Source organism: Paenibacillus sp. J31R122 (assembly GCF_056269185.1).
In genome coordinates, this window is record NZ_JBWDNM010000002.1 from 225,062 (window position 1) to 249,336 (window position 24,275).

Consider the following 24,275-nt stretch of genomic DNA (forward strand, 5'->3'; position numbering starts at 1 on the left):
CATCCCCGCAAAAACCATGATCGAGTTAACAGAAAGAGGCTGATCAAAAGTTTTCTCTTGGACAACCTCATTGGATTAATGAACACCTCGACATATTACTTAAGAGGAGGGGGGGCTTCAACTGCTCCCCCCTTGCTCTCACATGCTAAGAGTTAATTGATAAATCCTACATGCTGCAGTAGGCGTTTAATAATAACAGCTGCCTGCGCGCGGCTTGCGAAGTCTTTTGGGGCAAACGTATCGTTAGTCATTCCTGTCATAATGCCTGACTCAACCATTTGTGATACTGAGTCCAGCGACCATGAGCTAATATCGGATTTATCCTTAAAGGTGGACAGCAGGAGATTAATCTTGCCTGTAAGGTCAGTGGTTTTACCATCGAATGTTAACGCCCCTGATACGACTATCGCCATTTGTTCCCTGGTAATCGTCTCGTAAGGGCGGAAAGTTCCATCCTCGAAGCCACTGATGAGTCTCGCCTCATATGCAGCTCCAACCGCTCCAGCAAACCAATCGGTTCCGTTAATATCACTAAACTCATTAACACGTAACGATTTTTCATCCAGCCCCAATGCTCTAGTCATCATAGCGATGAATTCCGCCCGGGTAACATTGTGCTCGGGTGCAAAGCTTGAATCCGTCGTTCCCTGAACAATAAGCTTAGAGGCAAGCATCTCTACATCGGATTTCGCCCAATGATCCTGTAAATCGTTAAACGATTTATCGTTTTGGACAACCCCGTACATACTATTGCCAGTTCTCAGAATGTTCACTACCGTTACTCCGTTTGTTGTTGTTTTAAAAACAGAAGGAACGAAGGACACTTCACCGGTTACTGTATCAATCAATACACCCGTTGCTCTGGTGGGATCCATCTTTTCGGCAATTACAATGCTTCTGCTTACGTACATATCATCAAAGTCGGAGAGTGTTTTTTGGATTTCCTTACTTCCGTTTCTTTCCATGGTAATCGTGAATTCGAGAATATCTCCCACGAGAGCTGGGCCCGATGCTTTTACTTTGTCGATAATTTGCTGCTTGGAGGCACCTGTTACGGTTTCCATCGTGATATAGACGATTGTGTTTTTTAATTCGCTGCCAAACTGCTGCAATAACGAAACTAAAACTGGAAGATTTACTGGCAAGTCATAAGTAGCATTATCAGCTTTAATCGAAAGGATTGCTTGGGGAGTCATCTTTGCCGCAGCAACGAGTATGGGAGCTGGAATTCCTACTCTACGAATGGTATTCGCTTTCTCCACCTCGATGGTCACGATTTGCTTCCCTGGGTCCTTATCCTTCAATAAATCAAATGCTTTAGTAAGCGCGCCAGAATGCATCAGCATCTGAATAACACTTTTACCGTCCTGCGTTGTCGAAGTAACCGCTGCTGAACGACTGCTAAGCGTTACGCCGTTGATCCCATCCTTCACATCCGTAGTATCCGTTGGTAAATTGGCATTGGTATTGGAAGTAGGAGTTGGTGTTGGATCTATGGTTAAGGTCAATTCCTGACTCGACGTCGTACCTGCTCCATCTGTAACCTGAGCCGTGAATGTGTAGGAGCCAGCTTGAGTCGGGGTTCCGTATACAACCCCAGTGACGGTGTCGAGCGTCAATCCTTGGGGAAGCAAACCGCTGGCTATATTCCAGGTATAACCTCCAATCCCTCCCGATACTGCGAGTGTAGTACTATAAGCACTATCTTTGATGCCCCCAGGAAGTGTTATCGTCTTTAACAACAAGGGTTTTACAGAACGGATGGTCACCTTGCTCAGGTTGGGATTGTAAAAAAGGTTGCCTTGTGCAGGGAACTCAATTTTGAGATGATTTACTCCGGCTGGTGCCCCGACCTCATAAACTCGCTTGGTCGATGAGTTTGAATTAATCAACGTGTCCTTATGGTCCCACTGCGTCTGCTCATTCCAGTTTAGGCCGTCTGATGAGGTGTAAAATTTGAAATCATGAATCGACGGTTCGTCGGAAGTGAAAAATAGACCGGTGACTTGGAAATGAGCAATATTCGGATAGCTGTAAGTAACCGACTGCGCGTATTCTTCTTGAGGTAAATTGATTATACGCATCACCCGGCTGGCATCCTCCAATAACCCTGCGTTCGTTGTATCGAACCGAAGCCAATTTGAATGTGAGCTTGTTTTCATCCAGTTATTTAAATGATCAATAACATCAACATCTACTACTCCTGGATCTACAGCGTTAGAACCGTCGATACTTTTGACATTGGTAATTTCATAAAAGACGACGCCGTGATGCGCAAGCGTAGGAGTAAACGTGATGCTGTTGCCATTTACGGTTGCAGTAGTAGTTGTTGGAGATAAGGTGGCTAACGCTTTATAAGCGCTTTCCCTGGAATACCAATAATCCAAATCGTCGGGATCGAGATTATAGGGAATCTCTGCAGAATACTCGGAATAATAGGAAAATGAGTCTGGCTTCAGCCCCCTATTGGCCGCATCCGCACGCCATGTAGGCCAAAAGTTTGCATGTTCGTCATCAACGATCCACTGTTTCACCGTAACTGTGCTGCCAGAGACTGGTGCAACATTGTGCAACGTAACAGTTGGAGTTTCGCTGGAAGTTGCATTCATATCGGCATTATGATTATAGAGCATTAAATGAATCGCATTTGTGTCCGGGTTGTAGCCTCCAATTCCATCGACGTCGTTGGAAGTATCAGCAGGATCATTCGAAACTACCGACTTTACATTGTAGTCACCGACCATTCGATACGCCAAATTGGCGATATGGGTGGATACGAACGGAACGCCTCCCCAATAGGTACTCGTGTCCAATGCCCAGTTGCTTAGATAATCGATATTATGATCAACCATCGTTTTGAAAAGCATGGCATCGGCAGAACCTTGGTAACTGTGAGGAACGATACGGCTTCTTAGCTGTTTGCCGTCCGGACCGATCAGAATTCGTCCCTCATCTATTCCATATTGAAGATTTGTGAGTCCATTGGCGATGGCACGTTCTCGCAAAGTATTGATCGTTTGCACGATCGATCGAGAACTGTAAGCTCCCGGAGCTGTGTCGTAGAAGGAGGCAGACAAATAATCGATTTGCGTCCCGATTTGTCCAGTTTTGTAATTGACCCCACTTGCGACATGATCGATAAACTCCCGTTCGTCCCATAACCCATCAGCTACAGTCATGGAATGTGCGCCTACTTTCAAATTACCAGCACCAATCGATGCCTCCAGAGCTGCTACGGAATAATCGTACAGCTTGAAGTAGGCGATTTTCGCGCTTTCAGGAGTACCGTAGCTTGTTATGAACCAATCTCCGTTTTCATATTCCGTCAATACGCCCCATGTCCATGTTTTCACTTCATCAATTCCGAATTCTGTAACCAATGAGTCGGCAAGGGCATTAATAAAATCATAATATTGGTTATAATCGTCCGGAGGTCTGTCATTTGTGGCAAATACGCTTATATGTGGATTTGTACTGAACTTCTGAGGGACGGATCCTGTTTTGATAAAAGGTTTCAGTCCCTGGTCCACAATATGATGAGCAGCTGTGATAAGGGAATCAAATTTGTAATCCGTTAATATATTGCGGTCCTGAGGGTCTACGAACAACTCCCGTTGATCATTGCCTCCTGTGGCTGACATCAACTGCACGTTTTTGATAAAGGGATACTGTGTTGAAAAAAGATCTAATGGTTTGCCAACGGGATCGCTGAGCCATAGGGGATTGTAATCCCATACATTTATATCCGAAAATTTATTCGTAATCTTTTTACCATTGCTAGGTATATCTGCGAAGTTAAAAGCGATCTCGTTGTTCGAAGCGTGCGCTTGGGGTGGAAAAGAAAACATAACGAAAACAAGCAAACCAATAAGTGCTAATGTACTAAGCCGATATCTGACCATTGATACTACACCTCTCCTATGTGTTTTGTGGTCCTGCCCTTGCTTGACAGATCATTCCCCTCTTAGAATTTTGTAGTGCTATATTAATAAGGTCGTACATCTTAATCATAATGGTAGCGGTTTCAATCTATCTAGGCACTTTTGATGACATCAACACAACACTTGTTTACCTCAAGGGGAGATTTAGGTATTTACAAACCATGATTCCAGGTACTTTCAAAGTAAAAATCGGCACCGGATGGGTGACGGGGGAATATCTAAAAGCGAATCATGCTCACAAGGATGCAGAGGTTTACGGAGTTGTCAGTCAAAACATGGAACACGCCAAGCAAAAGCTAGCCGGGCTGTCCATCGATGCCCGTGTGTTCATCGATTTCAAAGATGCGGTTCAGGACCCGAATGTCGATGCAGTCGTGCTATGCTCTACTCCGGGAGTTCGTGCGGAGCAAACCGTACTGGCTGCACGTCATGGAAAGCATATTGTACTTGAGAAGCCGATGGCGATGGATCGGAAATCTTTATGGACTATGGCGGATGCGATTGAAGCAAATCCGGAAAATTTCCAACTATGCGAATGGTGCCGGATTTGCAGGGAAGAACGAAACGGAATATGAAATGGAAATCACGCAGGTGATGAAGGAGGTTGATATTGCAGCTCAACTTGGCGTGAAATTGTTGCGCCATGATGTAGCTTATGTAACCGGTATCTCCATGAAGCATTTTACTGAAGAACTGCCCCAGCTAGCTGAAGCGTGCAGACGAATTGCCGATTATGCGGCTCAATATGGCATTACGACAAGTGTCGAGAACCACGGATACTTCATTCAGGCTAGCGATCGGGTTCACCAAAATCAAGATCACCAAACGAATCATAGTTAAACATTAACTTAGTGTTACTGAAGAATGAGATGATTAACATTTGAATAGACATACCAACCGTATCCCTTATCAAATGATGATAGATTAAAAGAGATCCTCTCTATACCAGAAGCAACTTCCAACCTTTCATCCGCTTCTGACCATCGGTATCAGGGTCTCTCATCTCTAGGTTGTTGAAGAACTTTGCGAGATCATTGCTATGCGTACGTAGATCTTTTAACTGATTGCTCATGAATCACTCACTCATTTACAGTATTTTTGATAAAATAGAAGTGGCTGAAAAAAGAAGGAATATTAATTAGGTAAACTTTCAATGGGACAGTATTGGTATTATATCAAATTATTTCAAAAATAATATGGCTTCAAGTTAGCTTAGAATAGGTAATGGTCTTAGTGATAAACAAGAATGAATCTATTAGGATTATGCCCTATGCTTTAGTATCCGTATAAGACGCGCTCCTCAAGGAACCATATTAAAAGGTTTTGATCATGAATCTGAATTAAGTCCACACGTACGTGACGAGCATGAAATATGGCCAGGAATATATGAAGGTGTTTCGAACAGAAAGGGGTAGTTGAGATTCCTGAGGGAGAAGCAGATGGTTCTGATTTTTTGTTAGGAACAATTTTACATACGGCGGAGGATTTTGTGGATTTCTCTAAAGATTATATTGAATTAACGCCATCATTAGATATTGTTGCAAACATTTATGCTGGTGTCCCTATTACGACAGAGATGATTCAAAAGTTGAACCCCGACTGTAACGCAGAGGATGTTTATCAAGAGTTAGAGCTATTTACTCTTAATAAAGTAACTATTTAACGTAAGGAGTTATATATGGAAATACGTAAGTTAATTGCAGATGAATTGCCTCCAATGGAACTGCTTTTATTAGCGGACCCTTCCCAGAAACTTGTAGAAGAATATATCAATAGAGGTCAATGCTACATTGCTGAATTGGGTAATAAGACAATAGGTGTATATGTTTTACTACCGACCAGACCTGAGACAGTTGAAATTGTAAATATAGCAGTTGATGAAAAGCACCAAGGCAAAGGAATAGGGAAACAATTAGTTAACCATGCCATTCAAAATGCAAAGTTGTCTGGTTTTAAAACGATTGAAATCGGTACTGGAAATTCAAGTGTAGTACAACTTGCTCTCTATCAGAAATGTGGATTTAGAATATCTGGAATTGACAGGGACTTTTTCATTAGACATTACATTGAAGAAATTTTTGAAAATGGTATACAAGTAGTAGATATGATACGTTTATCTCAAGATTTATAATGGGATTAATTTTAAATAACTGATTATAATTAGAAAGAGGTTGATTTGCATGAGCGAATTTAGTGAAAGCTTTAATCTTAAAACTTTTGATCAGACAAAAGCAGTAAATCTCCTTCATAATGCTGATATGACGGGGTATGTTTATGAAGAAACGAATGGTTGGGTAACCTTTGTAGTTGAATATAGAGGAAGAAATGTAGACGAAATATTAAGCGATATGAATCCTGGAATACTAGTGTATTACGTCTTTCTTGAAGACCATATGTGGACATTAAAAATATACAATAAAGATGAGCTTGTGTTTGATTATGAAGCGAATTGGGCAGGAGAAGAACTTGTTATAGAGAAGAAACTATTCGATCTCGAAGTGTTGGAAGAATTGGTTATACAGCAAGGCCATTCCATTGATGATCTTAGGCAAATCTTCGATTTTAAGGATAGCAAAATAGACTATGAAAACCCGCCGGCATATCTAATAGCTCAAAGGCTTGGTTTAGTTAATTTTGAATGGGTTTCTTCAGATCATTTAAGTGGATTTGACGCTAATCAGTTAGAAGAGATGGGGATAGTATTAGTTGAATCAGAATAAAAAGAGTAATTTTCGATCAATACGATTGAAGTGATGTTTGTGTCGAAGGAAATGGTAACTTTAACATTTTCTATAGAAAAGTTATCAATATTAGATGAAAAGGACTTATCAATATTAAAATCTATAATAGACGGTATAATTCATACATCAGAGAACGTTCCAGATATCATTAATGAGTATGAACGATTAAAAGATACAGTTTTGCCCTCAAGAGTGTCTTTTGGTTACATAGATAAACCTGAAGAGTAATTCACTTCATTTCACTGAACTAAAGGGACAGATGAGCTTAATAAACATCAGGAAAAGGCTGTCGACTGCTACGAGATCGACAGCCTTTTTTTGAAGGATATATAACACTAAATAAAATAGTCAAAGTTGAAGAACCGCTATATGTTAATTATCTCGATAGAAATATTTGCATTAGTGATGACGGCTATTTATGGTTGCAACAATTCCCTACGGATAAGAACCATTCTGTGACAACAATGTTTGATGCTGAGGGGGAAATAGTTCAATGGTATATAAATATCTGTTACAAGAATGGAGTTAGCTCGGATAATGTACCTTGGATTTGGCTTGGAACGAATTCCATAGGATCAAAACCGATTTAAAAGGCGATAACTTCAATTTGTTGAAGCTTTCAAAAGACCATAAAAATTTATTGTTTATGAAGCTTTAAAGGAAACGTGGTTCCTACAGATGAATTGGGGGTATGACATGCAGGCATTTATTCGTAATGGTGATATTCTTGGGGACTTATTTTTGCCACAGCCTGATAAATCTAATGGGGTCGGAATTGTATGGTGCCCAGGTTTGCCAAATACCCCTATTGCAGAAGACATAGCTGCACCTCTTTCTAATGCAGGATTTAGCATTTTACAAGCTAGGTATCCAGGAAGTTGGCAGAGTTATGGGAAGTTTAGTCCTTCAAGCTCTATTGAAGGTATAAAGTTAGGATTAGAACTACTTTCGAGCGGCAAAGCAAAAGATTTATTAACTGAAAAAGAGATTCGCTGGTCAATTAATCGTCTCGTTTTGGTGGGTAATAGTTATGGTGGGGGAGTGGCAGTTTGTGCTCTTGCATTGACAGACTTAGCGGATTCTGCAGTTTCATTTTGTCCGTTGCTTGAACCAATGCAACAAAATAGTGACCCAACACAGCCTGAAGATGATTTAACTACACTTTATCCATATTTAAAGAGATGTCATGAAAATGTATTTCGAGGGTTGGATGAAATGGAATGGAATGATTTCTTGGAGGGTAATAGTGTATTAAATCCGTCTTCATATATTGAAAAGCTATCCAATCGTAAGTTGCTACTGGTCCATGGTCAGGATGATAAGACAATTCGTTCGTATCATACAGAAGCCTTTTATTAAACGCTTAAAAGTATTGGGGCAACTCAAAGTGAATTACTTTTAGTTGATGGAGTAGGACATGGAAAAGCTTTGCGTTCAAGAGTATGGGAGCATTGGACGAATTGGCTGCTTAAATAAAGATTGAACGATCTTTAGATAGATTCTCGGATTGTGATGGATGTAAGGCTGGCAAGATAACTGAAACCAGGAGGGGCAACATGAATGCTAATCTCTTACTTGATAAATATCTCGAACAACATTTTCCTAACCTAGAGGTTGATAAACCTTTATTTTATAATGCTGACGTAGGCTTGCGATTTGAAATAGGAAACCCAAACCCTGAGGTTAGTGACGAAGTATACTTTGAACAGGTTCATTATCGTTCAACTAGATTATTCAAAGAAACTCATCATGAAAATGATGATATATTTATAATGCTATATTTTTATATCAATAGGAAATACATCAAAAAAGCAAAAATAAATGCCTTTAGGCATTCTTTGAAAAACACCAAGCTTCTCCGCAATCTTAGTTGTAAAACCGTTCCTATACTTGAAGATAATGAAGGCTGGGAAAAATATCGCTATGTTTTACAGTGCAAGGTATCTGATATAAAAGTTATGAAATTCTTATTTAGCAACAGTTCTATATTTTTCGTTAATACGACAAGACACACCATATTTCATTTTTACGATAGTCGGGGACTAGATATAGTCGGTAGCTCGAAGGAAGATTTGAAAGACTTATATACGAAATATAATCATTGGATCCTTGATTATGATAGAGAACAAATTGACCTTGTCTTTAACTCAAACATAAAAAATTCGTACTAAAAGGAGGCAATTATGTTATCGATTCAACAACTGCAGGATATTGAACAACTTCAGAAAGAGTGCGAAATGCATGATCATGTACAGTTGAAATTAAACTGGGAAATGTTGCGAAAACGTGACTCAGACCAGCTAGACTTTCTTCATTATGAAAATGACGAACTTGTAGCGTTCTTAGGTTTGTATGCTTTCGGTTCTACAGTCGAAGTATGCGGCATGGTGAAGCCAAGTGAAAGAAGGAAGGGACATTTTCAACGATTATTTAAGCAAGGAATGGACATAGTCAAACAAAATGGCTACAAGAAAATCTTATTGAATGCGCCCGCGCGATCTGATTCAGCAAAAGCTTTTTTGAATAAACAAGGTGCTGAGTATTCATTTTCAGAACATCAAATGAAGTGGCAAGATAGGTTACTTGAAGATGTTGATGGTATTATTCTGCGACAAGCAAGAGCGGATGATTTTGACATGCGAGTGCGTTTGTCGGTTACAGCGTTCGGCCTGAACGAAGAAGATGCTCTAGCTATGGAAACTATGGTCGACGGGGATAAAGACACCGATATGTTCATGATTGTTGTGAACGAAGAAACGGTTGGGAAAATTCGTTTATATCGAGAAGATGGGCAAGCTTGGATCTATGGCTTTTCTATTTTACCAGAGCAGCAAGGTAAAGGCATTGGCAGAAAAGTATTACGACGAATTATAAGAGATCAAAGTTCGGCAGGGTATTCGGTACATTTGGAAGTCGAAACGAAAAATGACCATGCTTTAGGTTTGTATGAATCAGTTGGGTTCAAAGTAGAGCATGCACAGGATTACTATACGTATCAAATTTAAACTTATCTTCATCTCAATTATCTCTAAAGATCGTTAAACCTGAATGGAAGAGTTAATAAATGAACAATTAGAAATGGAGGTACAAAATATGGCAATAGTAACGGATGCTAAAGGTAACATTTTTCTAGAGTTCTTTCCGATTGCAGAGGATGAAATTGAAAATTTCTCACTGGATGCGCCATTAACACATTCATTAATTGTTGTCACTTGTCAAGACAAGTATCTTTTCATGTTAAACAAATGGAGAAAGAGCTGGGAATTACCTGGTGGAGTAATTGAGGAGGGGGAATCTACTAGGGAGTGCGTGATTAGAGAGCTTTTTGAAGAAACCAACCAAATTGCTCATCATGTTGTGTTCAAGGGATTAATGAAATTTGATCTCCAGCCAAGTTTTCACGGACCAAAAAGAATGGAGTATGGCGCTCTATATTCTGGTCAATTGGATCATGTCGTTAATTTTGTAGAAAATGATGAGGCTGAAAAGATGATTTTATGGGATGGTATTTCGGAAATAGGGGCAATAGCAGAAATCGATATAAAATTAATTGAGTTTGCTTAAACGTAAGCATTAAATTTGTAGGCCTTGTGTAGGGACAATTAGAGGAACATTAAGGAGAGAAAACATGGTGGAAGTAATAAATTTAAGACCGTATTATGAAAATCAAGTCTTTGATATGATTCGAAACCATGTTCGCCAGATACCTCCTTTTTATGTTCCATCGGATGATGAGATTCGTTCAATTATTAATGCACCAAATCATACAAATGAAATATGGTTCGGATGCTTTGAGCATATGCATGAGGTGTTTGTTGGGGTTAAAAGGGGGATCGTAGTAGCAAGCGCACAAATTACGTTTCCAGTCGATCGTCGATCAACTTATCCTGTTAACGGTAACTATGTATCAGTCAATTGGCTTTTTGGTGACGCGAATTATCAAAAGGAAATTAATGATTTCATTTCAAGAATAAAGCTTCTTGTTGTGGAGAGAGGCTACTCTGGCATTGACTTTGCTATAAGAAATTGTTTTGGGATTGGATGGCAGGGTATTCCTGATTGCTGGCCCCATCTTATTCATGCCATTTCCAACAATGGATTCCTAATAACTGATGATTGTAAATGGCAAAGTTACTGGTTAGACGGTAAAATAGTCGAAAAAGATCTGCCTTCAGAAATGACGTATTCTTTTGAATACAATAATGATAACTTAACAGCACATTTAAATATTTACGAAGGAGAATCGAAAACATGTGAAGTGGATATATGGTTTCCTTCTTCACTGGCGCTTGGATTAAGACATAAAGGAATGGCAGATATTGAATGGATAGAGGTTTTTGAAAAATATATGGGCTGCCGATTAGGACAGGCTGCTTTGATGATAGTAAGTCGGCAAATGCTATCTTATGGGTTCCGCTGGTTTATGCTGTGGACGAAATATGAAAACATGCACAAACTTGCCCAAAGGTCTGGGTTTAGAAAAGGTCCGATTTTCAACTGGATTCGTTCTGAGATTTAGATCCTAGAAAATTATATTAAGTAAGTATCGGTTTAATATGCAGTATCCCCAAATCAACTGATGTCTCTATATAACCCACTATCTGATCAAATGTAAATACATTAAGTTTTTCATTGATGACTTCGTTTTTCGTACTTCATATCGCCTAATACATAAGGAATGAATTCTTCAACATCTTTGGGCTTAACCTCTTGCAAATCAAAAATTGTAGGAAGTTAACTGAGCACTTTTTTCAATTCATCTTAATAATCAAACCCCTTCTCGTGATTAGAAAAAGATAAGTAGTCTCCGATAATGATGCCACGAAAGTTTACAGCGCGTGCAACATGCATCTGCTGGGCAATGTCTATCCCGACAACAGGCGCTCGTTTTTTTATTAATCGTTTCACGGGAATTCTAACGGAAACTTTTGTTTCATTATTAGGCTGCCGACTCGGATCGGCGGCCTTATTTCTTAACTCCTTCTTTTTTGCCGCTCAGTTGCTAGCTAAAGCCGCATCAACACTCCGTACTTGTTCATAACCAGTTGCCATGAGGAATGTCAAGGTGCGAACCTAGCTTTTTGATCCACAAATTAGAAATCGTACCCAACTTCCTAAAATAACGACACAAAATAAAAAAACGGCAGCATATTTCTTGGTAAGAGCTTTCCTTATACTTGACATATAAACTAAAGACGGGGGGGGGGAGCAAAGAAAGAGACTTACAAAACGTGGAATAGCCTGCGTACTGGGTTTCAGAATCCATCGACAGAATTCCGGTTGATCCCATTCTGGGCATGGAACGATAAGCTTGAAGTCAACGAACTGGTCAGACAGGCGGAAGAAATGAAAAGCCATGGTATGGGCGGGTTTTTCATGCATTCCCGGGAAGGACTTGAAACCGAGTATATGGGCGAGGATTGGATATCCTGCGTAGCGGTTGTGGTTGAAGCGGCGAAGAGAATGGGTATGCATGCCTGGTTATACGATGAAGACCATTTTCCATCAGGTGGGGCTGGAGGCCTGGTGTGTCGGCAAGGTGGCGTAAGGCTATCACGCTCGAAGTATATCAGGATGCTATGCCTCAGGACGACGATGTACTGGCGATCTTCTCCGCCAGTATCGAAGGAAGCGTGCTAAGACAGGTGTGCCGGATCAACGAGTTGCCTTTGGAAACGGAGGGGACATTCCTCGTTTTCAGGATTCCTGGTATCGATCTGCTTGAGGAAAAGACTGTGGAATGGCTAACGGTCAAGCAGTGTACTAGCGTGGCCAATCAGTACCGCAGGAAGCATGTGCTGTCAGAAATGTACGGCTGCAGCGGCTGGGATTTCACGTTCGAAGGGCAGAAATGGGTGGGTGACTGGCAGTTTGTTTTGGGCGTCTCGCTCCGTTGTCAGCACTTGTCTCTTTATAGCCTGACAGGCTGTAGAAAACGTGATTTCCCGCCAAACTTCAACGACTCATCGCCATGGTGGAAATACAATCAGGTGACAGAGGATTATTTTTCGCGCTTTCGTCCGTATTAAGCGGAGGGGCTGCCGTACGCGACATTTTGGTCGTTCACCCGGCATCGAGCTTATGGACGTCGGTTGGCTCGGATCCATACCGCTATTTGGAATGGATGGATCCGAGTCTGCAGAAAGCCAACGAATATGAGGCTAACTTATTCACCTTCATAAAAGAGTTATTAAACCAGCGATTTTGACTTCGGTGACGAGCTCATTATGGCGGGTGATGCTTTCATTCTCGAAAGTCAGCTGTTCGTCAAGCACGCCGGCTACCGGATAGTTGTGCTTCCCATGCTTTCCAATCTGGTCGATTCTACGCTGTCTTTGTTGATTAGTTTTCTGGATGCTGGAGGGACGGTGATTGCGGTAGAGCCCCTCCCGTTTCGTGTAAATGGAGAGCGATCGGAAAAGCTGGGCATTTTATCAGAGCATGCGAATTTTCGTTCTGTCGGTACGATACGCGAATGTGTCTTGGCACTTGAAACGATCCAGGATCGCAGCGTATCGCTACGCGAACAGCATGGCTTCGAAATACCAGAGTTACTTTATCTACTCAAGGAGTATGACAATTGCCATGCTTTGTTCATCGTCAATCATGACCGTACTCGTGGATACGAGGCTGAAATCATCCTACAGATGGACGGCGACGTGGAGGAATGGGGTCCGTTTACCGGCAACCATGCGAGGGTCGGGGTGAATCGAACGGACGGCAATATCCGTTTCTTGGCCACGTTCGGGCCTGCCGCTTCGCGGCTTTATATAGTCCGTCGGGAAATTGCACCGCTGCTGGCTGAAGCGAGATTTTCCCATCGGCTGCCACATGAGCAGCAAATGGCACTCTTTACGCTGCCCAATTTATGTGCTTTTGACCGGACGATGCCTAATGCGCTGCTTTTGGATTTCTGTACCTATCGGGTCGGAGAGGAACAACCGAGCGGGGAGTTACAAGTATGGCAAGCACAGAAGAAGATACGCGAACGTTTCGGGATGCGGGAGAACCATTATAACGGCCAGTCCCAAAGGTACCGCTGGGCCGACGTTGCACATACGCATGATGGAATACCCGTCGAATGGGTATTCTCATTTGAGGTCGATGAAATACCGAATGGGGACGTATGGCTAGCGCTTGACGTCTACCAACCCTTACATATCCACTTGAACGGCGACCTTGTAGAATATCGTCAGGACGGTTGGTTCATAGACCAGAAATGGCCTCGAATCATTCTTCCGCGGCGGTCGGTGATTGGACGCTGCAAGGGTATTTGCATTATCCCGGAAATATGATGTATCGGTACGACTTTGTAAACAGCGTTGATTGATTGAGCAAGCAAAAGGTTGCCGGGTCATACTAGAGCTCGGAAATTGGGAGGCCGTTACAGTAGAAGTAAGAATCAATGGCCGATGCGCAGGACATATTCCATGGCGTTCAGCGGACGGCATCGACATAACCGAATATCTGCTATCTGGAATGAACGGGATCGAAATCGAGTTGGCTGGCAGTCTCCGAAAGTTACTTGGCCCCTTCCATCAGATCGGCACGCACAATCCATGGGTGGACTGGACGTTCTTTCAGCGCGAAGGGAGCCGTGACGATCCGGGCTATTTTGTAAAGCCCTATGGTCTGATGCGTCCTGTCAGTTTGATTGTTAGAAACGGATAAGCATCGATATACTCCTAAAGCAGGAAGTGGATTGATAACGAAGCATTCGAATACGCCTGTATCAGGCACATAGGAAGGCGGATTAACATGACTGGAAGGAATGACAGGCGGGTTAAAGAAAATAACAACCGGCATCAAGAAGATCGTGTGCAATATATTTATCGTCCCGGCTGGACGCTGCTGGAAAATGAATCGCTATGGAACGAAGCTCTCGATTTCGCCGAAAAGACAGGTGCCGACGCTATTATGGCTTTCAACGCGCACGGTGAAATGCCGCCGCACCCGCCGCTTGAAGAACTGCCGCAGAGAGTGGCACTGCTTAGGGAACGCTTTGCCGAAGTTCGCAGACGCGGTATGATACCGATGCTTAATTTTTTTGTAACGCTAGGCCACGGTGAAGCGAAGCCGGCCGCCGGAATGGGACATTTTCAACCAATAGTAGACGGGTTCGGCAAAGCTGTGCAGGGCTGTGCCTGTCCGCTTGATCCATTATTCCAACAATATATAGTCCAGTCGTTCAGACTTTACGCCGAGGGATTGGACATCGAGTCGATATGGATCGATGACGATTTTCGGCTATATGGACGAGAAGGTGCGGAAACGCTGCAATGCTTCTGCCCCCTTCATCTTGAACAGTTTGCGCGCCAAGCCGGCCAAAGCTATGGACGCGAAGAACTGATCGGTCTGCTGCTTGCCCATCGAGACCCTCAACGTGATATCCGACGCCAATGGTTCGAAGTCCAAGGCGAGTCCCTCGTCGGTTTGGCAAAGCTGCTGCAAGGTGCCGTTAAGGACGCAAATCCGGATATTGCACTGGGGATCATGATCCCCCCAGTATTCTATAACTATTTCAGCGGTAGGAAACTGAACGAGGAGCTTCAAGCGCTACAAGGGGACGGTCGAGTTCCGTGGCTGCGTACAGGAGGCGGATTTTATCGCGACGAGCGGCCGCTTGACCTGCTTGATAAGGTAATTCAGGTCGCTGATCCACTACCCGCCATGTTGACGGTACCTGTACGTCTTTGCAGTGAAATCGAAAACTATCCATTCGTGCCCGGATTGAAATCGGCGCAAGTGCTCGCGCTCGAAATGTATTTGAACACGATTTCTACTAACGGGCTTATGACACTTAGTATCCATGACAGCTTTCTTGGTTTGCATGACATATCCGGCAATGTCGCCATGACGGTGCCGTCGGTCAAGCCTTACTTGCGTCAAGTAGCGCAAACAGCTACCGGCAAACGGAGACGCGGCGCCTCTATGCCGTTTCCACCTAACTTGGCGGAGCTCGGGGAACTCGGATCCGAATTGTTCATCCCGCAGTGGAATCATAATCTGGCGAGACTTGGCATCCCTCAGGCACCAACCGACGCATCTCTCGTTATTCTGACCGGAAGTGTTCCCGAACTGTACAGCATAGTAGATCTTCGAGAAATGCTTGAGCGAGGAGCCATACTTGCCCCTGAAGCATACATTCGGCTGCAAGAGATGGGGCTGCTTCGCGATTGTCCGATTCGCGTCATAAAGGAACCGTTCAAGTCAAAGGTGCAGACGGAGCGTATTTTGACCGATAGGGCTCCCGAGTGGTTGCGTGGGAAAAATCTGGCCGTTCGTTGGCATGTCACCTACCAAACCGCTTATACCGTTAAAGCTATGGAAGGAGCGGAAATGTGGTCCTGTCTATACGATACTGAAGGCGTGGCGCTTTCGAGCGGCGTAGCAGTGGCGGAATTTCCATACCGCGTGGCGGTTATGACGCATATGGGACTGCCGATGAAAGAAAGGGGCAGGCAATGGCTTATGCAGCAGGTAATCGCATTTCTCTCTCAGGGAGATTGTCCTGCGATGATCGAAAACGTGCTCGAGATGTACCCGATTTGGTGGGAGGGATGCGGCGAAGCTGGGGATGAAGCAATGATGGGCTTATGTCACTTTGCCATGGAGCGTTATTCCACGGTTGATGTATGGCTGACCGACGAGCGGAGCATACGGGTATTCGAAAGGCTGGAACGAAACGGGGAGTGGACGGCTGCATCCTGTACGATATCCGCACACGCAGGCGGCGGGCAGCGCATTACATTGACCGAAGCAAGTGTACCCGAACCTCTATCGTATGAAACGTTCCGCATTCGCTGGTAACGAACGATAATAATTTCATAATTTGTTGAACCCACCTTCAGACGATCTTAACCTGACGTGTGGGTTTTATCATTCGCTTTCCGCATCCGGAACTGGTGTTATACTTTTTTTGTAAACGATTTCTTGAGAGACGGGAGGTGAAGTGCAGGTGGGGAATTCGATGTTAAAGAAGCTGTTGTAAATAAGGGCGGCGCCCCTATTTATCCCGTTTTCACAATAACCAAAAAAAAGATACAAAATAAAAAAACTGCTGTATATTTCTCTGAGCAAGCATTCCTTATACTCTTTCTATAGACAATAGTCTAAAAAAAGAAAGGGGGGGTCCGTGGGTTGGAACCAAGCATTTCGACAAGCTGTTTACAGATCCTTATTTCCGAACGGTAACATGGAATACGTTGAAAATTAGTCTGCTCAGACTCTTGTTAATTCAAATCATTTTGTTCGAGTTTCTCATTTTGGACAACATGGACACGATCGGCAGCGGAGTTTTTTCAAAGGATGCGAACAAGCTCATAGTCAGCATCAAAATGGCCATTATTACTTTGTTCCTGTCGTTACTCAAGCAAACAATCACGCCATTTATTACCGCAAGGATTGGCTGGACAAGTTGAACCTGAAAGAGCCTACCAATATCGAGGAATTTACGGCGATGTTGAAAGCGTTTACGGAAGGCGATCCTGACGGCAATAATAAGAAGGATACCGTGGGATTGACTGGCTCCAAAATCAGGGATTGCTTTAACATCATCTTTGCCGGCTTTGGTGTGAAACCGGAATGGAACAAAAATTACCTCTACAGTCCGGAAGGAAGAAACTTGACCTATTTTGGCATTGAAGGCGTCCATTATAAAAAAGACGGAGACAACATCGTGGCAAATCTGGAAAACAGGGGAAAAGAGCCGCAAAATACGTTCGATTCGATCGGCGGAGAATTATCAGGGCTATACAAGTTCGGTCAATATTTCGGCAGCTTGTACCAATTTAAATGAAACAAGCTGGAAGCGTTAAGCAACAACACGTTTAACAAAAACCGTGAAATTGCGGATAGACAGGATGTCTTTATCAACAAAAATCTGATCATGTCGGATGTCTCCAACGTATTAGACTTCCCAGTCGAGTTTGGGGAAACCAGTAAGAAAATGACCGATATTATGGAGAAGTATACGGTTATGATCGTCAGTGGCGAGATTGCGCTCGATGTCGGATGGACCCAAATGAACAGCGAGCTGAACGCAGTCGGGTACGCCAAAGCACAGCAGTATGTGAAAGAAACGATGGACAAACTGAAATGATTTTATTTGAAAGGGAGGGTAGGGCGCCAAGCTCATTTCTCCCCGTTTTTGTGAAAACAAATTGATGCCAAGGAAGTGTAACGTATGGGAAAATGGATGAATTTGAACATCAATAAACGGAAGATAATCCTGCAAGTATTTGTCTTTCTCCTGGTATTACCGCTAGGATCGAACGCTTATGCGGAAGCAAAAAGTGCGGGCGAAGAGCTGGTCTCGATACCGACTATCCCGCAAATCTACTATGTAAGTAGCTCAGAAGGAAACGACTCCAGCAGCGGTCTAAGTCCTTCCACGCCTTGGAAATCATTGACCCAAATATCTTCCGTTTCGTTCGGTCCCGGAGATTCAATTCTGCTAAAGAGAGGCGATACATGGTCGGGAGAAACCCTTTATCTTCATGGCAGTGGATCGTCTTCGGACTGGATCAAGTTATCAGCCTATGGTTCAGGAGAGCGACCGATTATTTCGCCATACGCTTCGCCCGACGAAATTCCAGCATCGGATCCATTAAGTGCCGCCAACAATGGCTTGCTTTATGCCGTTAAATTGAGCAGTACAGCTGGATGGAAAATACTAGGAATCGAGATTGCAAATTCCAGAAGCGGCATCGTATACGTCAATGATGCGCCGGGAACCCGGGATGGTCTTTGGATCGAAGATTGCTATATTCATGACATTACGAAATGGCCGTTAACCCCGTATCCCGCCGCGGACAACAGGGATGTCGAGCTGCAGGTTATGCCGTATTCGGTCGGGATTTACACGTTCCTTCAATCGGGCGAGCGGCTGCAGAACGTAACCGTGAAGAACAACTTAATCGAACGTACGGACGGCCCGCTGGAAATCAGGCATGCCGACAACCTCACGATCGATTCGATTACAGCTTTGGATTCATACAGGGAAGGAATCCTGCTCACCGGTATCAACTACAATTACCCCGGGCCAGGACAGCCGCAAGGCTCACTGACTAACAGCCGCATCTTGCGTTCCGGTTTGCATGGTATGGTGTGGGGAACTGCCGGACTACAGTTTAACGCGGTGCATCATTTTGTTGCTGATGATGTAGAGGTCGGGCATACGGTATCTCCAAATTCTCCGGATGGGGTTGGAATCGATTTTGAAGGGCTGAACAAAAATGTCACCGTCAAAAACAGTTATATCCACGATAACGAAGACGAAGCTGTCATGTACTATCGGAATCCGCTGTGGTCCGGCGGCATGGATAACGTGAATACGAGTTTAATCGACAATCTGTTCGAAAATAACGGAATCAAAGATGACGGCTTGCATGCGGCGTTCCTTGTCCATCAATTCAATGCGGACAATGGGGGGACGATATCCGGCAATACGATTATTAAAGCGTATCCGGATCAGAAGCTCAATATGATACTCGACCGTAACCCGAAAGCAACCGAAGCGTGGCCGTCAGGCAGTTACAATATTTTTGGAAATGTGGTGAAGCTCCCGAACGGAAATGTTACTCATAACGCATCGACGCAATTCCATGGCATTCAAGGCGAGAACGGGTGGTATTATCAACAATTTGACGGCAGCGGGTATACGGATATGCAATGGGACACCGGCCAGGAGGTATGGCAGGGAAGCACGAATGCACTATCGATTGCAGATGATTGGCAGAGTGCTTCGAACGGTCTCGATTCCGTACGCAAATGGATTTCCCTTTCGGATGGACGTATTAGAATAACCGGTACGGCTAAGAATGCGGCTTCTTCCTTCGAGGATGGTGTGGAAGTAAGCATTATGAAAAACGACATTCCGTTATGGGGACCGTATCCGATTACAAGCGTGATGGGACTTGCCCATGATATTGAGCTTGATGTTAAAAGTGGAGATCGGTTTTACTTTGTTGTGCATGCCAATGGCAGTCCTTCCAATACACGTACAAGCTGGAGTCCGTTTATTGAAGAAGTTGTGCATCCTTCCGAAGGAAGCTGGGAGGAAGAGGCTTTGCCCGTTTATGCGGCATCGGCGGATTATTCGAGCGTTCAAGGGAACAACCAATGGCGATACGAGCAATATGACGGCGCCGTATATTCCGCTCTGACCTGGAATGCGGATTTCGGGCTTTGGGAAGGAAGCGCTCCTCTCATGTACGTCGGTGACAATTGGCAGCATCCTTCCGAGAACATGGACTCCGTGAGGACTTGGGAAGCACCCGAGAACGGTACGATTGCCATCAAGGGAACGGCGAAAAAGCGCGATGCGGAATTAGGCAATGGCGTAAACGTTAGCATTTTGAAAAACGGCGAGTTGATATGGTCGCGGCTGGTAACCGATTTTACCGGATCGGCGCATGACTTGGACTTGGTTGTGAATAAAGGGGACTTGATCCGCTTCGTTGTAAACTGTAATGAGGAAACCTCTTACGATCTTACGCTTTGGGACCCGTCGATAACATATTCCGGCAGCACGACGAAGAGTCCGATCATAACATTGGCTGGCGATAATCCGATGTATGTTGAAATGAACGTTCCTTTTGTCGAACCGGGCTTTCAGGCGAAGGACCAATTCGGAACCGATTTGACTGATCAAGTAAAAGTTTTCGGTACCGTCCTTACTGATGCTATCGGGACGTATAACCTATTTTACAATGCGGCGGATTCTAACCATTTGGTTGCCCGAACAGTTACCCGTACGGTCTATGTTCGCGATACGACGGTGTCTTCCATTACGATAAATGCGCCTGTTAACGGAAACTACAATGATTCGGATAGCTTGCTTCCGATGTTCAGCATCTCCGATACCGGATCCGGAGTCGACCCGTCGAAAATAACCGTGATGCTTGACGGTAACCCCGTACAAGAAGGAACGTTAATCAAGCTTTATACCTTGCCACTCGGTCCTCATTCTTTGACGGTAATTGCACAAGACTTTTCCGGAAATATGGGAACCGCAAGCGTAAACTTCGAGACGACGGCAAGTTTGAGCTCGCTTAAAGCGTTGGTGGCTGCGTTTACGGATAACGGATGGATCGACAATAACGGTATTGCCAACAGTTTGACCAAGAAACTGGAGCACGGTAATTTGCAAGCGTTCCTAAATGAAGTGAAGGCGCAGAACGGCAAGCACATTAACGCTGAGGCAGCAGGTTACTTGCTGCGCGATACGCAATCTTTACTAGACATATTGTGAAAGAGACGAGACGTAAAGGAGGGGGAGCATGACATTTTCCATCATAATAGGCTCGGAAGCTACGAAACTGGAGCGTAAAGCGGCGCAGTTGTTCGCTGAGCGATCGCATCATCGTGCCGGAATTGACATTTCTGTCCTTCAGGAAGGTGAACGATATACGGAAGGCAGAACCATCATCGCAGGAACTCCGGAAAGCTGCGCTCATATCGGAAAGCTTTGCGCGAATGGGGAAATGCGCCTACCCGCCGACTTGGGAGATGAAGGATTTATCATTCAGGGCGGCGCAAATAAGACTGTTTATGTTGCCGCTCATACGCCGCATGGTGTTCTGTACGGAATAGGCAAGCTGCTTCGTCAAATCGTGTTTTCGGCCGGATCGATGCATATACCGCAAATGGATATCGTCTCTCGTCCGGACAAATCCATACGCGGTATCTATTTTGCCACACACTTCGGAAACTGGTATTGCCAAGCGGAGCTGGATGACGTTAGAGAATATTTGGGAGAGTTAGCCTTGTGGGGAATCAACGAATTGCTCGTATGGTTCGACATTTCTCATTACCGCTCACTGGAGGAAGGACTGCCGATGCTTTCACGTCTTGCGCATTTCGAAACGTTCGCACGTGACGTTGGCATGAGGGTAGGCCGAATCGCGATCGCTAACGAAGGATTTAAAGGACAGGTAGGAACCGGACGCGCGATGCTTAGCAAAAACAGTTTCGACGAAACGGATTACCACCCACTGCGCGCTAGAGACCGCGAGTTCGGAGGATTCGACACGGATATATGTCCGTCTCAGCCTGATGGCAGAGAGATGATTTTAAGCAACAAGGAACTTTTATTCTCCCAAATGCCGCCTATCGATTCATTATGGTTATGGCCTTACGATCAAGGTGGCTGCAACTGTTCGAAGTGTACACCTTGGCCTGCTACTTTCATGGGACTGAACCGAGAAATCGCGTCGATAGGGGCGCGGCACTTGCCCGGCATGACGGTCAACATAAGCGCTTGGTGGTTTGATGGGCATCAGACCGGAGAGGACGCTGCATTCTTCAAGTTTTTGGAGGAAGAAAGCGAGCGGGAGACGTCGTGGTTCAAATACATTTTGGCTGGGGCGGTCGAAGCGAAAAGATGGAAACAGAAAGACAGAGTCATACCGAAGCGTCATCCTCTCGTGCTGTTTCCGGAAATCAGCATGTTCGACTCTGTGCCCTGGGGAGGAAAAGGAGGCAACCCGGCCCCGCGTCGTTTCGCCGCCGAATATGCGGAATTAAGCGATAGTATCATTGGAGCATTTCCTTATTCGGAAGGTATCTATGAAGATATGAACAAAGTGATTTGGTCGCAAATAATGTGGTATGGTGATGAGGAAATTGAACAGATCGTGCAAGAGTACTGCAGATACTATTTTGGAGCCGGGACGGAGCGGCAGGCAGACCGATTTATTTATAGATTAGAGGACCTCATCCTAGGAGGGGAATCCGGAGAGACCGCAGAACGGTTGGTAATGCAAGCCGATGAGATTAGTGGACAAATGGAAGAATGGGCAAGGCAAGGCTGGCGCTGGAAGCTGTTGGAAGCTCGCTGCCGGATCCAAGCAAGCATCGATCGGTTGAGTCGGGAAGGCGAAAATGCTGAATGTATGGAACATTTCCATTTCCGCACAACATACGAAATGGTACAGAACGAACTGAATTTGCACCGCGAAGGCGTCTCGCTGCAACCTTGGATATATGCTCCATCCGATACTGCGCTGAACATTTTCTTGGGGCTGGCCGATGTCGTCAACTTGACGCTGGATCAGCAGACGAACGCCGGGGCTGCGAGCGAGAAGGTATGATTCGAGGCTAACGGCGGGAAGAAAGGAGAGAGATCTTGATAATGAGACCGAATATTTTGCTAATCATGACTGATCAGCAGCGCGGCGATTGTTTGAGCATTGAAGGACATCCCGTGCTGTTGACACCTAATATGGACAGCATCGCCGCACAAGGGGTACGTTTTGACAGGTGTTATTCGACATGTCCTGTCTGCATCCCGGCCAGGCGGTCGTTATTGTCGGGACAATACCCCGATACGCACGGCATTGTCGGATATTATCAACAAGCGGAGTGGGATGCATCGATATCCTTGCCGACGGCGCTGAAAAATGTTGGATATCACACATATTTGGTCGGAAGAGATATGCACCAATTTCCTCAGAACAAAAGATACGGTTACGATCATACCGTAAGCTATCCGGATTACTGCGAATGGTTGAACGAGAGGTTATCTTACATCTCCTATGAGCCTTCCGGACACTATTATGCAACTGGCGTCATGCACAACGACAGGACAGCCAGACCATGGCCTCATGATGAATCTTTGCACTATACGAACTGGACCGTAAATGAGGCGCAGCGATTTTTACAAAATCGTGATCCTTCGTGTCCGTATTTCTTGACCGTCTCCTTTCTTGCGCCGCATCCGCCGTTAATACCGCCTGCATTTTATATGGAACGATTTATGAGAACGGGTGTTCCGGAACCAGTGATTGGCGAATGGGCTAAAGCACCTGCAACCGGGGGAAAGGGAAGTCCGGCCGATTCGGCCGAAGTATGCCTGTCAGGTGAAGAGCTGCTTTCATGCAGGTCCGCGTATTACGGCTTAATTAATCATATCGACGATCAACTTTCGCGTCTGCTTAAAAGCGTCGAAGCGGATGGAGCGGATAACACCATCATCATTTTTACAAGTGATCATGGCGAAATGTTGGGGGATCACTATCTCTTTCGCAAAAGCGTTCCTTACGAACCGTCGGTCCGCGTTCCATTTTTCATTTCTGCTCCGCCCCGTTACGGAATAAGGAAAGGTCAGGTCATTAGCAAGCCCGTATCACTCGAAGATATCATGCCCACGATATTGGACTTGTCAGGAGTAGAGATTCCGAATACGGTCGAAGGATCAAGCTTGCTTCCGTTAATGCGTGAAGAGGAGATTTCCTGGCGTCCCTACGTCCACATAGAGCATGGAGAGGGAACCGTAAGCTTTCAACCTCACCATACGTTGACGGACGGGATCGAAAAATACATTTGGTTTGTACGGAGTGGAGAAGAGCAGTTTTTCGATCTTCGAACAGATCCACAAGAGTGCCGGAATGTAATCGATTCCGAGAATTACAGGGAAGCTGTAGAAGGAAACTGATCGCAAAACTGCAGGACCGCCCCGAACGATTTACGGACGGCGAGAGCTTGATTAGCGGACGGCCTTATCCTGCTTATATCGAGCGGCACAATTAGCCTGTTCAGAGGATCTGATGCAACTTATCTGTAGAAGGCGATAGCGGGAATTGGTCAGTCG

At 44.6% G+C, this 24,275-nt stretch carries 23 protein-coding genes and 2 pseudogenes; 22 read left to right on the top strand and 3 right to left on the bottom strand.

Features of this window, described 5'->3' with window-relative positions; all coding sequences use genetic code 11:
• Window positions 1-152: 152 nt before the first annotated feature.
• On the bottom strand, window positions 153-3,902 hold the full coding sequence (locus AC0YN7_RS04135; RefSeq protein WP_475808690.1) for an S-layer homology domain-containing protein: 3,750 nt from the start codon (window positions 3,900-3,902) through the stop codon (window positions 153-155).
• A 200-nt stretch (window positions 3,903-4,102) separates the two neighbouring features.
• On the opposite strand from AC0YN7_RS04135, the gene AC0YN7_RS04140 reads away from it, so the two are divergent.
• Together AC0YN7_RS04140 and AC0YN7_RS04145 are read left to right on the top strand one after the other, a co-directional pair.
• On the top strand, window positions 4,103-4,516 hold the full coding sequence (locus tag AC0YN7_RS04140) for a Gfo/Idh/MocA family protein (RefSeq protein ID WP_475808691.1): 414 nt from the start codon (window positions 4,103-4,105) through the stop codon (window positions 4,514-4,516).
• A pseudogene (locus tag AC0YN7_RS04145) lies at window positions 4,458-4,745 on the top strand (TIM barrel protein); the annotation flags it as partial. The gene AC0YN7_RS04140 and the pseudogene AC0YN7_RS04145, both read left to right, overlap by 59 nt.
• Before the next feature lie 136 nt (window positions 4,746-4,881).
• Here the strand turns inward: AC0YN7_RS04145 and AC0YN7_RS04150 are convergent.
• Window positions 4,882-5,013: a hypothetical protein gene (locus tag AC0YN7_RS04150; protein ID WP_475808692.1), complete on the bottom strand. Its 132-nt coding sequence runs from the start codon at window positions 5,011-5,013 to the stop codon at window positions 4,882-4,884.
• A 417-nt stretch (window positions 5,014-5,430) separates the two neighbouring features.
• On the opposite strand from AC0YN7_RS04150, the gene AC0YN7_RS04155 reads away from it, so the two are divergent.
• The 9 genes from AC0YN7_RS04155 to AC0YN7_RS04195 all read left to right on the top strand — a co-directional run bounded on the left by AC0YN7_RS04155 (window position 5,431) and on the right by AC0YN7_RS04195 (window position 11,201).
• Entirely contained in the window at window positions 5,431-5,604 is a 174-nt protein-coding gene (locus tag AC0YN7_RS04155) for a hypothetical protein (RefSeq protein ID WP_475808693.1), read from the top strand.
• 15 nt (window positions 5,605-5,619) lie between these two features.
• Window positions 5,620-6,072, top strand: a complete 453-nt coding sequence (locus AC0YN7_RS04160; RefSeq protein WP_475808694.1) for a GNAT family N-acetyltransferase — start codon at window positions 5,620-5,622, stop codon at window positions 6,070-6,072.
• Between the two features lie 49 nt (window positions 6,073-6,121).
• Entirely contained in the window at window positions 6,122-6,661 is a 540-nt protein-coding gene (locus AC0YN7_RS04165) for a hypothetical protein (RefSeq protein WP_475808695.1), read from the top strand.
• 485 nt (window positions 6,662-7,146) lie between these two features.
• Window positions 7,147-7,272, top strand: coding sequence for a hypothetical protein (locus AC0YN7_RS04170; RefSeq protein WP_475809105.1), 126 nt, complete (start codon window positions 7,147-7,149; stop codon window positions 7,270-7,272).
• A 106-nt stretch (window positions 7,273-7,378) separates the two neighbouring features.
• The gene (locus AC0YN7_RS04175) at window positions 7,379-8,041 is read left to right on the top strand and encodes an alpha/beta hydrolase family protein (protein ID WP_475808696.1); all 663 of its coding nucleotides are present in this window, start codon (window positions 7,379-7,381) and stop codon (window positions 8,039-8,041) included.
• Window positions 8,042-8,238: 197 nt separating this feature from the next.
• Window positions 8,239-8,853: a DUF3885 domain-containing protein gene (locus tag AC0YN7_RS04180; RefSeq protein WP_475808697.1), complete on the top strand. Its 615-nt coding sequence runs from the start codon at window positions 8,239-8,241 to the stop codon at window positions 8,851-8,853.
• A 12-nt stretch (window positions 8,854-8,865) separates the two neighbouring features.
• Window positions 8,866-9,687, top strand: a complete 822-nt coding sequence (locus tag AC0YN7_RS04185; protein WP_475808698.1) for a GNAT family N-acetyltransferase — start codon at window positions 8,866-8,868, stop codon at window positions 9,685-9,687.
• 88 nt (window positions 9,688-9,775) lie between these two features.
• Window positions 9,776-10,246 (top strand): NUDIX domain-containing protein, encoded by a 471-nt coding sequence (locus tag AC0YN7_RS04190; RefSeq protein ID WP_475808699.1) that lies wholly within the window; start codon window positions 9,776-9,778, stop codon window positions 10,244-10,246.
• A 64-nt stretch (window positions 10,247-10,310) separates the two neighbouring features.
• Window positions 10,311-11,201, top strand: a complete 891-nt coding sequence (locus AC0YN7_RS04195) for a hypothetical protein (protein ID WP_475808700.1) — start codon at window positions 10,311-10,313, stop codon at window positions 11,199-11,201.
• Window positions 11,202-11,452: 251 nt separating this feature from the next.
• On the opposite strand, the pseudogene AC0YN7_RS04200 reads toward AC0YN7_RS04195, so the two are convergent.
• Window positions 11,453-11,596: pseudogene (locus tag AC0YN7_RS04200) on the bottom strand (IS110 family RNA-guided transposase); the annotation flags it as partial.
• A 366-nt stretch (window positions 11,597-11,962) separates the two neighbouring features.
• Between AC0YN7_RS04200 and AC0YN7_RS04205 the strand changes: the two are divergent.
• The 11 genes from AC0YN7_RS04205 (at window position 11,963) to AC0YN7_RS04255 (ending at window position 24,119) form a co-directional block, all read left to right on the top strand.
• Window positions 11,963-12,322: a hypothetical protein gene (locus AC0YN7_RS04205; protein WP_475808701.1), complete on the top strand. Its 360-nt coding sequence runs from the start codon at window positions 11,963-11,965 to the stop codon at window positions 12,320-12,322.
• Window positions 12,323-12,345: 23 nt separating this feature from the next.
• The gene (locus tag AC0YN7_RS04210; RefSeq protein ID WP_475808702.1) at window positions 12,346-12,711 is read left to right on the top strand and encodes a hypothetical protein; all 366 of its coding nucleotides are present in this window, start codon (window positions 12,346-12,348) and stop codon (window positions 12,709-12,711) included.
• A 198-nt stretch (window positions 12,712-12,909) separates the two neighbouring features.
• The gene (locus tag AC0YN7_RS04215) at window positions 12,910-13,977 is read left to right on the top strand and encodes a hypothetical protein (RefSeq protein WP_475808703.1); all 1,068 of its coding nucleotides are present in this window, start codon (window positions 12,910-12,912) and stop codon (window positions 13,975-13,977) included.
• 31 nt (window positions 13,978-14,008) lie between these two features.
• The gene (locus AC0YN7_RS04220) at window positions 14,009-14,353 is read left to right on the top strand and encodes a hypothetical protein (RefSeq protein WP_475808704.1); all 345 of its coding nucleotides are present in this window, start codon (window positions 14,009-14,011) and stop codon (window positions 14,351-14,353) included.
• Between the two features lie 87 nt (window positions 14,354-14,440).
• Complete coding sequence (locus AC0YN7_RS04225) at window positions 14,441-16,492, top strand: hypothetical protein (protein WP_475808705.1); 2,052 nt, start codon at window positions 14,441-14,443, stop codon at window positions 16,490-16,492.
• Window positions 16,493-16,947: 455 nt separating this feature from the next.
• On the top strand, window positions 16,948-17,103 hold the full coding sequence (locus tag AC0YN7_RS04230) for a hypothetical protein (RefSeq protein WP_475808706.1): 156 nt from the start codon (window positions 16,948-16,950) through the stop codon (window positions 17,101-17,103).
• Window positions 17,100-17,480, top strand: a complete 381-nt coding sequence (locus tag AC0YN7_RS04235) for a hypothetical protein (protein ID WP_475808707.1) — start codon at window positions 17,100-17,102, stop codon at window positions 17,478-17,480. Before AC0YN7_RS04230 ends, AC0YN7_RS04235 begins: the two co-directional genes overlap by 4 nt.
• 150 nt (window positions 17,481-17,630) lie before the next feature.
• Window positions 17,631-17,783 carry a hypothetical protein gene (locus tag AC0YN7_RS04240; RefSeq protein WP_475808708.1) on the top strand — a complete coding sequence of 51 codons (153 nt, stop codon included), beginning with the start codon at window positions 17,631-17,633 and terminating at the stop codon, window positions 17,781-17,783.
• An 84-nt stretch (window positions 17,784-17,867) separates the two neighbouring features.
• Window positions 17,868-20,936 carry an immunoglobulin-like domain-containing protein gene (locus AC0YN7_RS04245; RefSeq protein WP_475808709.1) on the top strand — a complete coding sequence of 1,023 codons (3,069 nt, stop codon included), beginning with the start codon at window positions 17,868-17,870 and terminating at the stop codon, window positions 20,934-20,936.
• A 28-nt stretch (window positions 20,937-20,964) separates the two neighbouring features.
• Window positions 20,965-22,776 (top strand): alpha-glucuronidase family glycosyl hydrolase, encoded by a 1,812-nt coding sequence (locus tag AC0YN7_RS04250; protein ID WP_475808710.1) that lies wholly within the window; start codon window positions 20,965-20,967, stop codon window positions 22,774-22,776.
• 41 nt (window positions 22,777-22,817) lie between these two features.
• A complete protein-coding gene (locus AC0YN7_RS04255) occupies window positions 22,818-24,119 on the top strand; it encodes a sulfatase-like hydrolase/transferase (RefSeq protein WP_475808711.1) in 1,302 nt (433 codons plus the stop codon).
• Window positions 24,120-24,275: the final 156 nt, after the last annotated feature.

What these genes read in the sequence shown, in the direction of transcription:
- AC0YN7_RS04135 (WP_475808690.1), bottom strand. Translation starts at nt 3,902, where the DNA reads ATGGTCAGATATCGGCTTAGTACATTAGCACTTATTGGTTTGCTTGTT.
- AC0YN7_RS04140 (WP_475808691.1), top strand. Translation starts at nt 4,103, where the DNA reads ATGATTCCAGGTACTTTCAAAGTAAAAATCGGCACCGGATGGGTGACG.
- AC0YN7_RS04150 (WP_475808692.1), bottom strand. Translation starts at nt 5,013, where the DNA reads ATGAGCAATCAGTTAAAAGATCTACGTACGCATAGCAATGATCTCGCA.
- AC0YN7_RS04160 (WP_475808694.1), top strand. Translation starts at nt 5,620, where the DNA reads ATGGAAATACGTAAGTTAATTGCAGATGAATTGCCTCCAATGGAACTG.
- AC0YN7_RS04165 (WP_475808695.1), top strand. Translation starts at nt 6,122, where the DNA reads ATGAGCGAATTTAGTGAAAGCTTTAATCTTAAAACTTTTGATCAGACA.
- AC0YN7_RS04170 (WP_475809105.1), top strand. Translation starts at nt 7,147, where the DNA reads ATGTTTGATGCTGAGGGGGAAATAGTTCAATGGTATATAAATATCTGT.
- AC0YN7_RS04175 (WP_475808696.1), top strand. Translation starts at nt 7,379, where the DNA reads ATGCAGGCATTTATTCGTAATGGTGATATTCTTGGGGACTTATTTTTG.
- AC0YN7_RS04180 (WP_475808697.1), top strand. Translation starts at nt 8,239, where the DNA reads ATGAATGCTAATCTCTTACTTGATAAATATCTCGAACAACATTTTCCT.
- AC0YN7_RS04185 (WP_475808698.1), top strand. Translation starts at nt 8,866, where the DNA reads ATGTTATCGATTCAACAACTGCAGGATATTGAACAACTTCAGAAAGAG.
- AC0YN7_RS04190 (WP_475808699.1), top strand. Translation starts at nt 9,776, where the DNA reads ATGGCAATAGTAACGGATGCTAAAGGTAACATTTTTCTAGAGTTCTTT.
- AC0YN7_RS04195 (WP_475808700.1), top strand. Translation starts at nt 10,311, where the DNA reads ATGGTGGAAGTAATAAATTTAAGACCGTATTATGAAAATCAAGTCTTT.
- AC0YN7_RS04215 (WP_475808703.1), top strand. Translation starts at nt 12,910, where the DNA reads ATGGCGGGTGATGCTTTCATTCTCGAAAGTCAGCTGTTCGTCAAGCAC.
- AC0YN7_RS04225 (WP_475808705.1), top strand. Translation starts at nt 14,441, where the DNA reads ATGACTGGAAGGAATGACAGGCGGGTTAAAGAAAATAACAACCGGCAT.
- AC0YN7_RS04240 (WP_475808708.1), top strand. Translation starts at nt 17,631, where the DNA reads ATGACCGATATTATGGAGAAGTATACGGTTATGATCGTCAGTGGCGAG.
- AC0YN7_RS04245 (WP_475808709.1), top strand. Translation starts at nt 17,868, where the DNA reads ATGGGAAAATGGATGAATTTGAACATCAATAAACGGAAGATAATCCTG.
- AC0YN7_RS04250 (WP_475808710.1), top strand. Translation starts at nt 20,965, where the DNA reads ATGACATTTTCCATCATAATAGGCTCGGAAGCTACGAAACTGGAGCGT.
- AC0YN7_RS04255 (WP_475808711.1), top strand. Translation starts at nt 22,818, where the DNA reads ATGAGACCGAATATTTTGCTAATCATGACTGATCAGCAGCGCGGCGAT.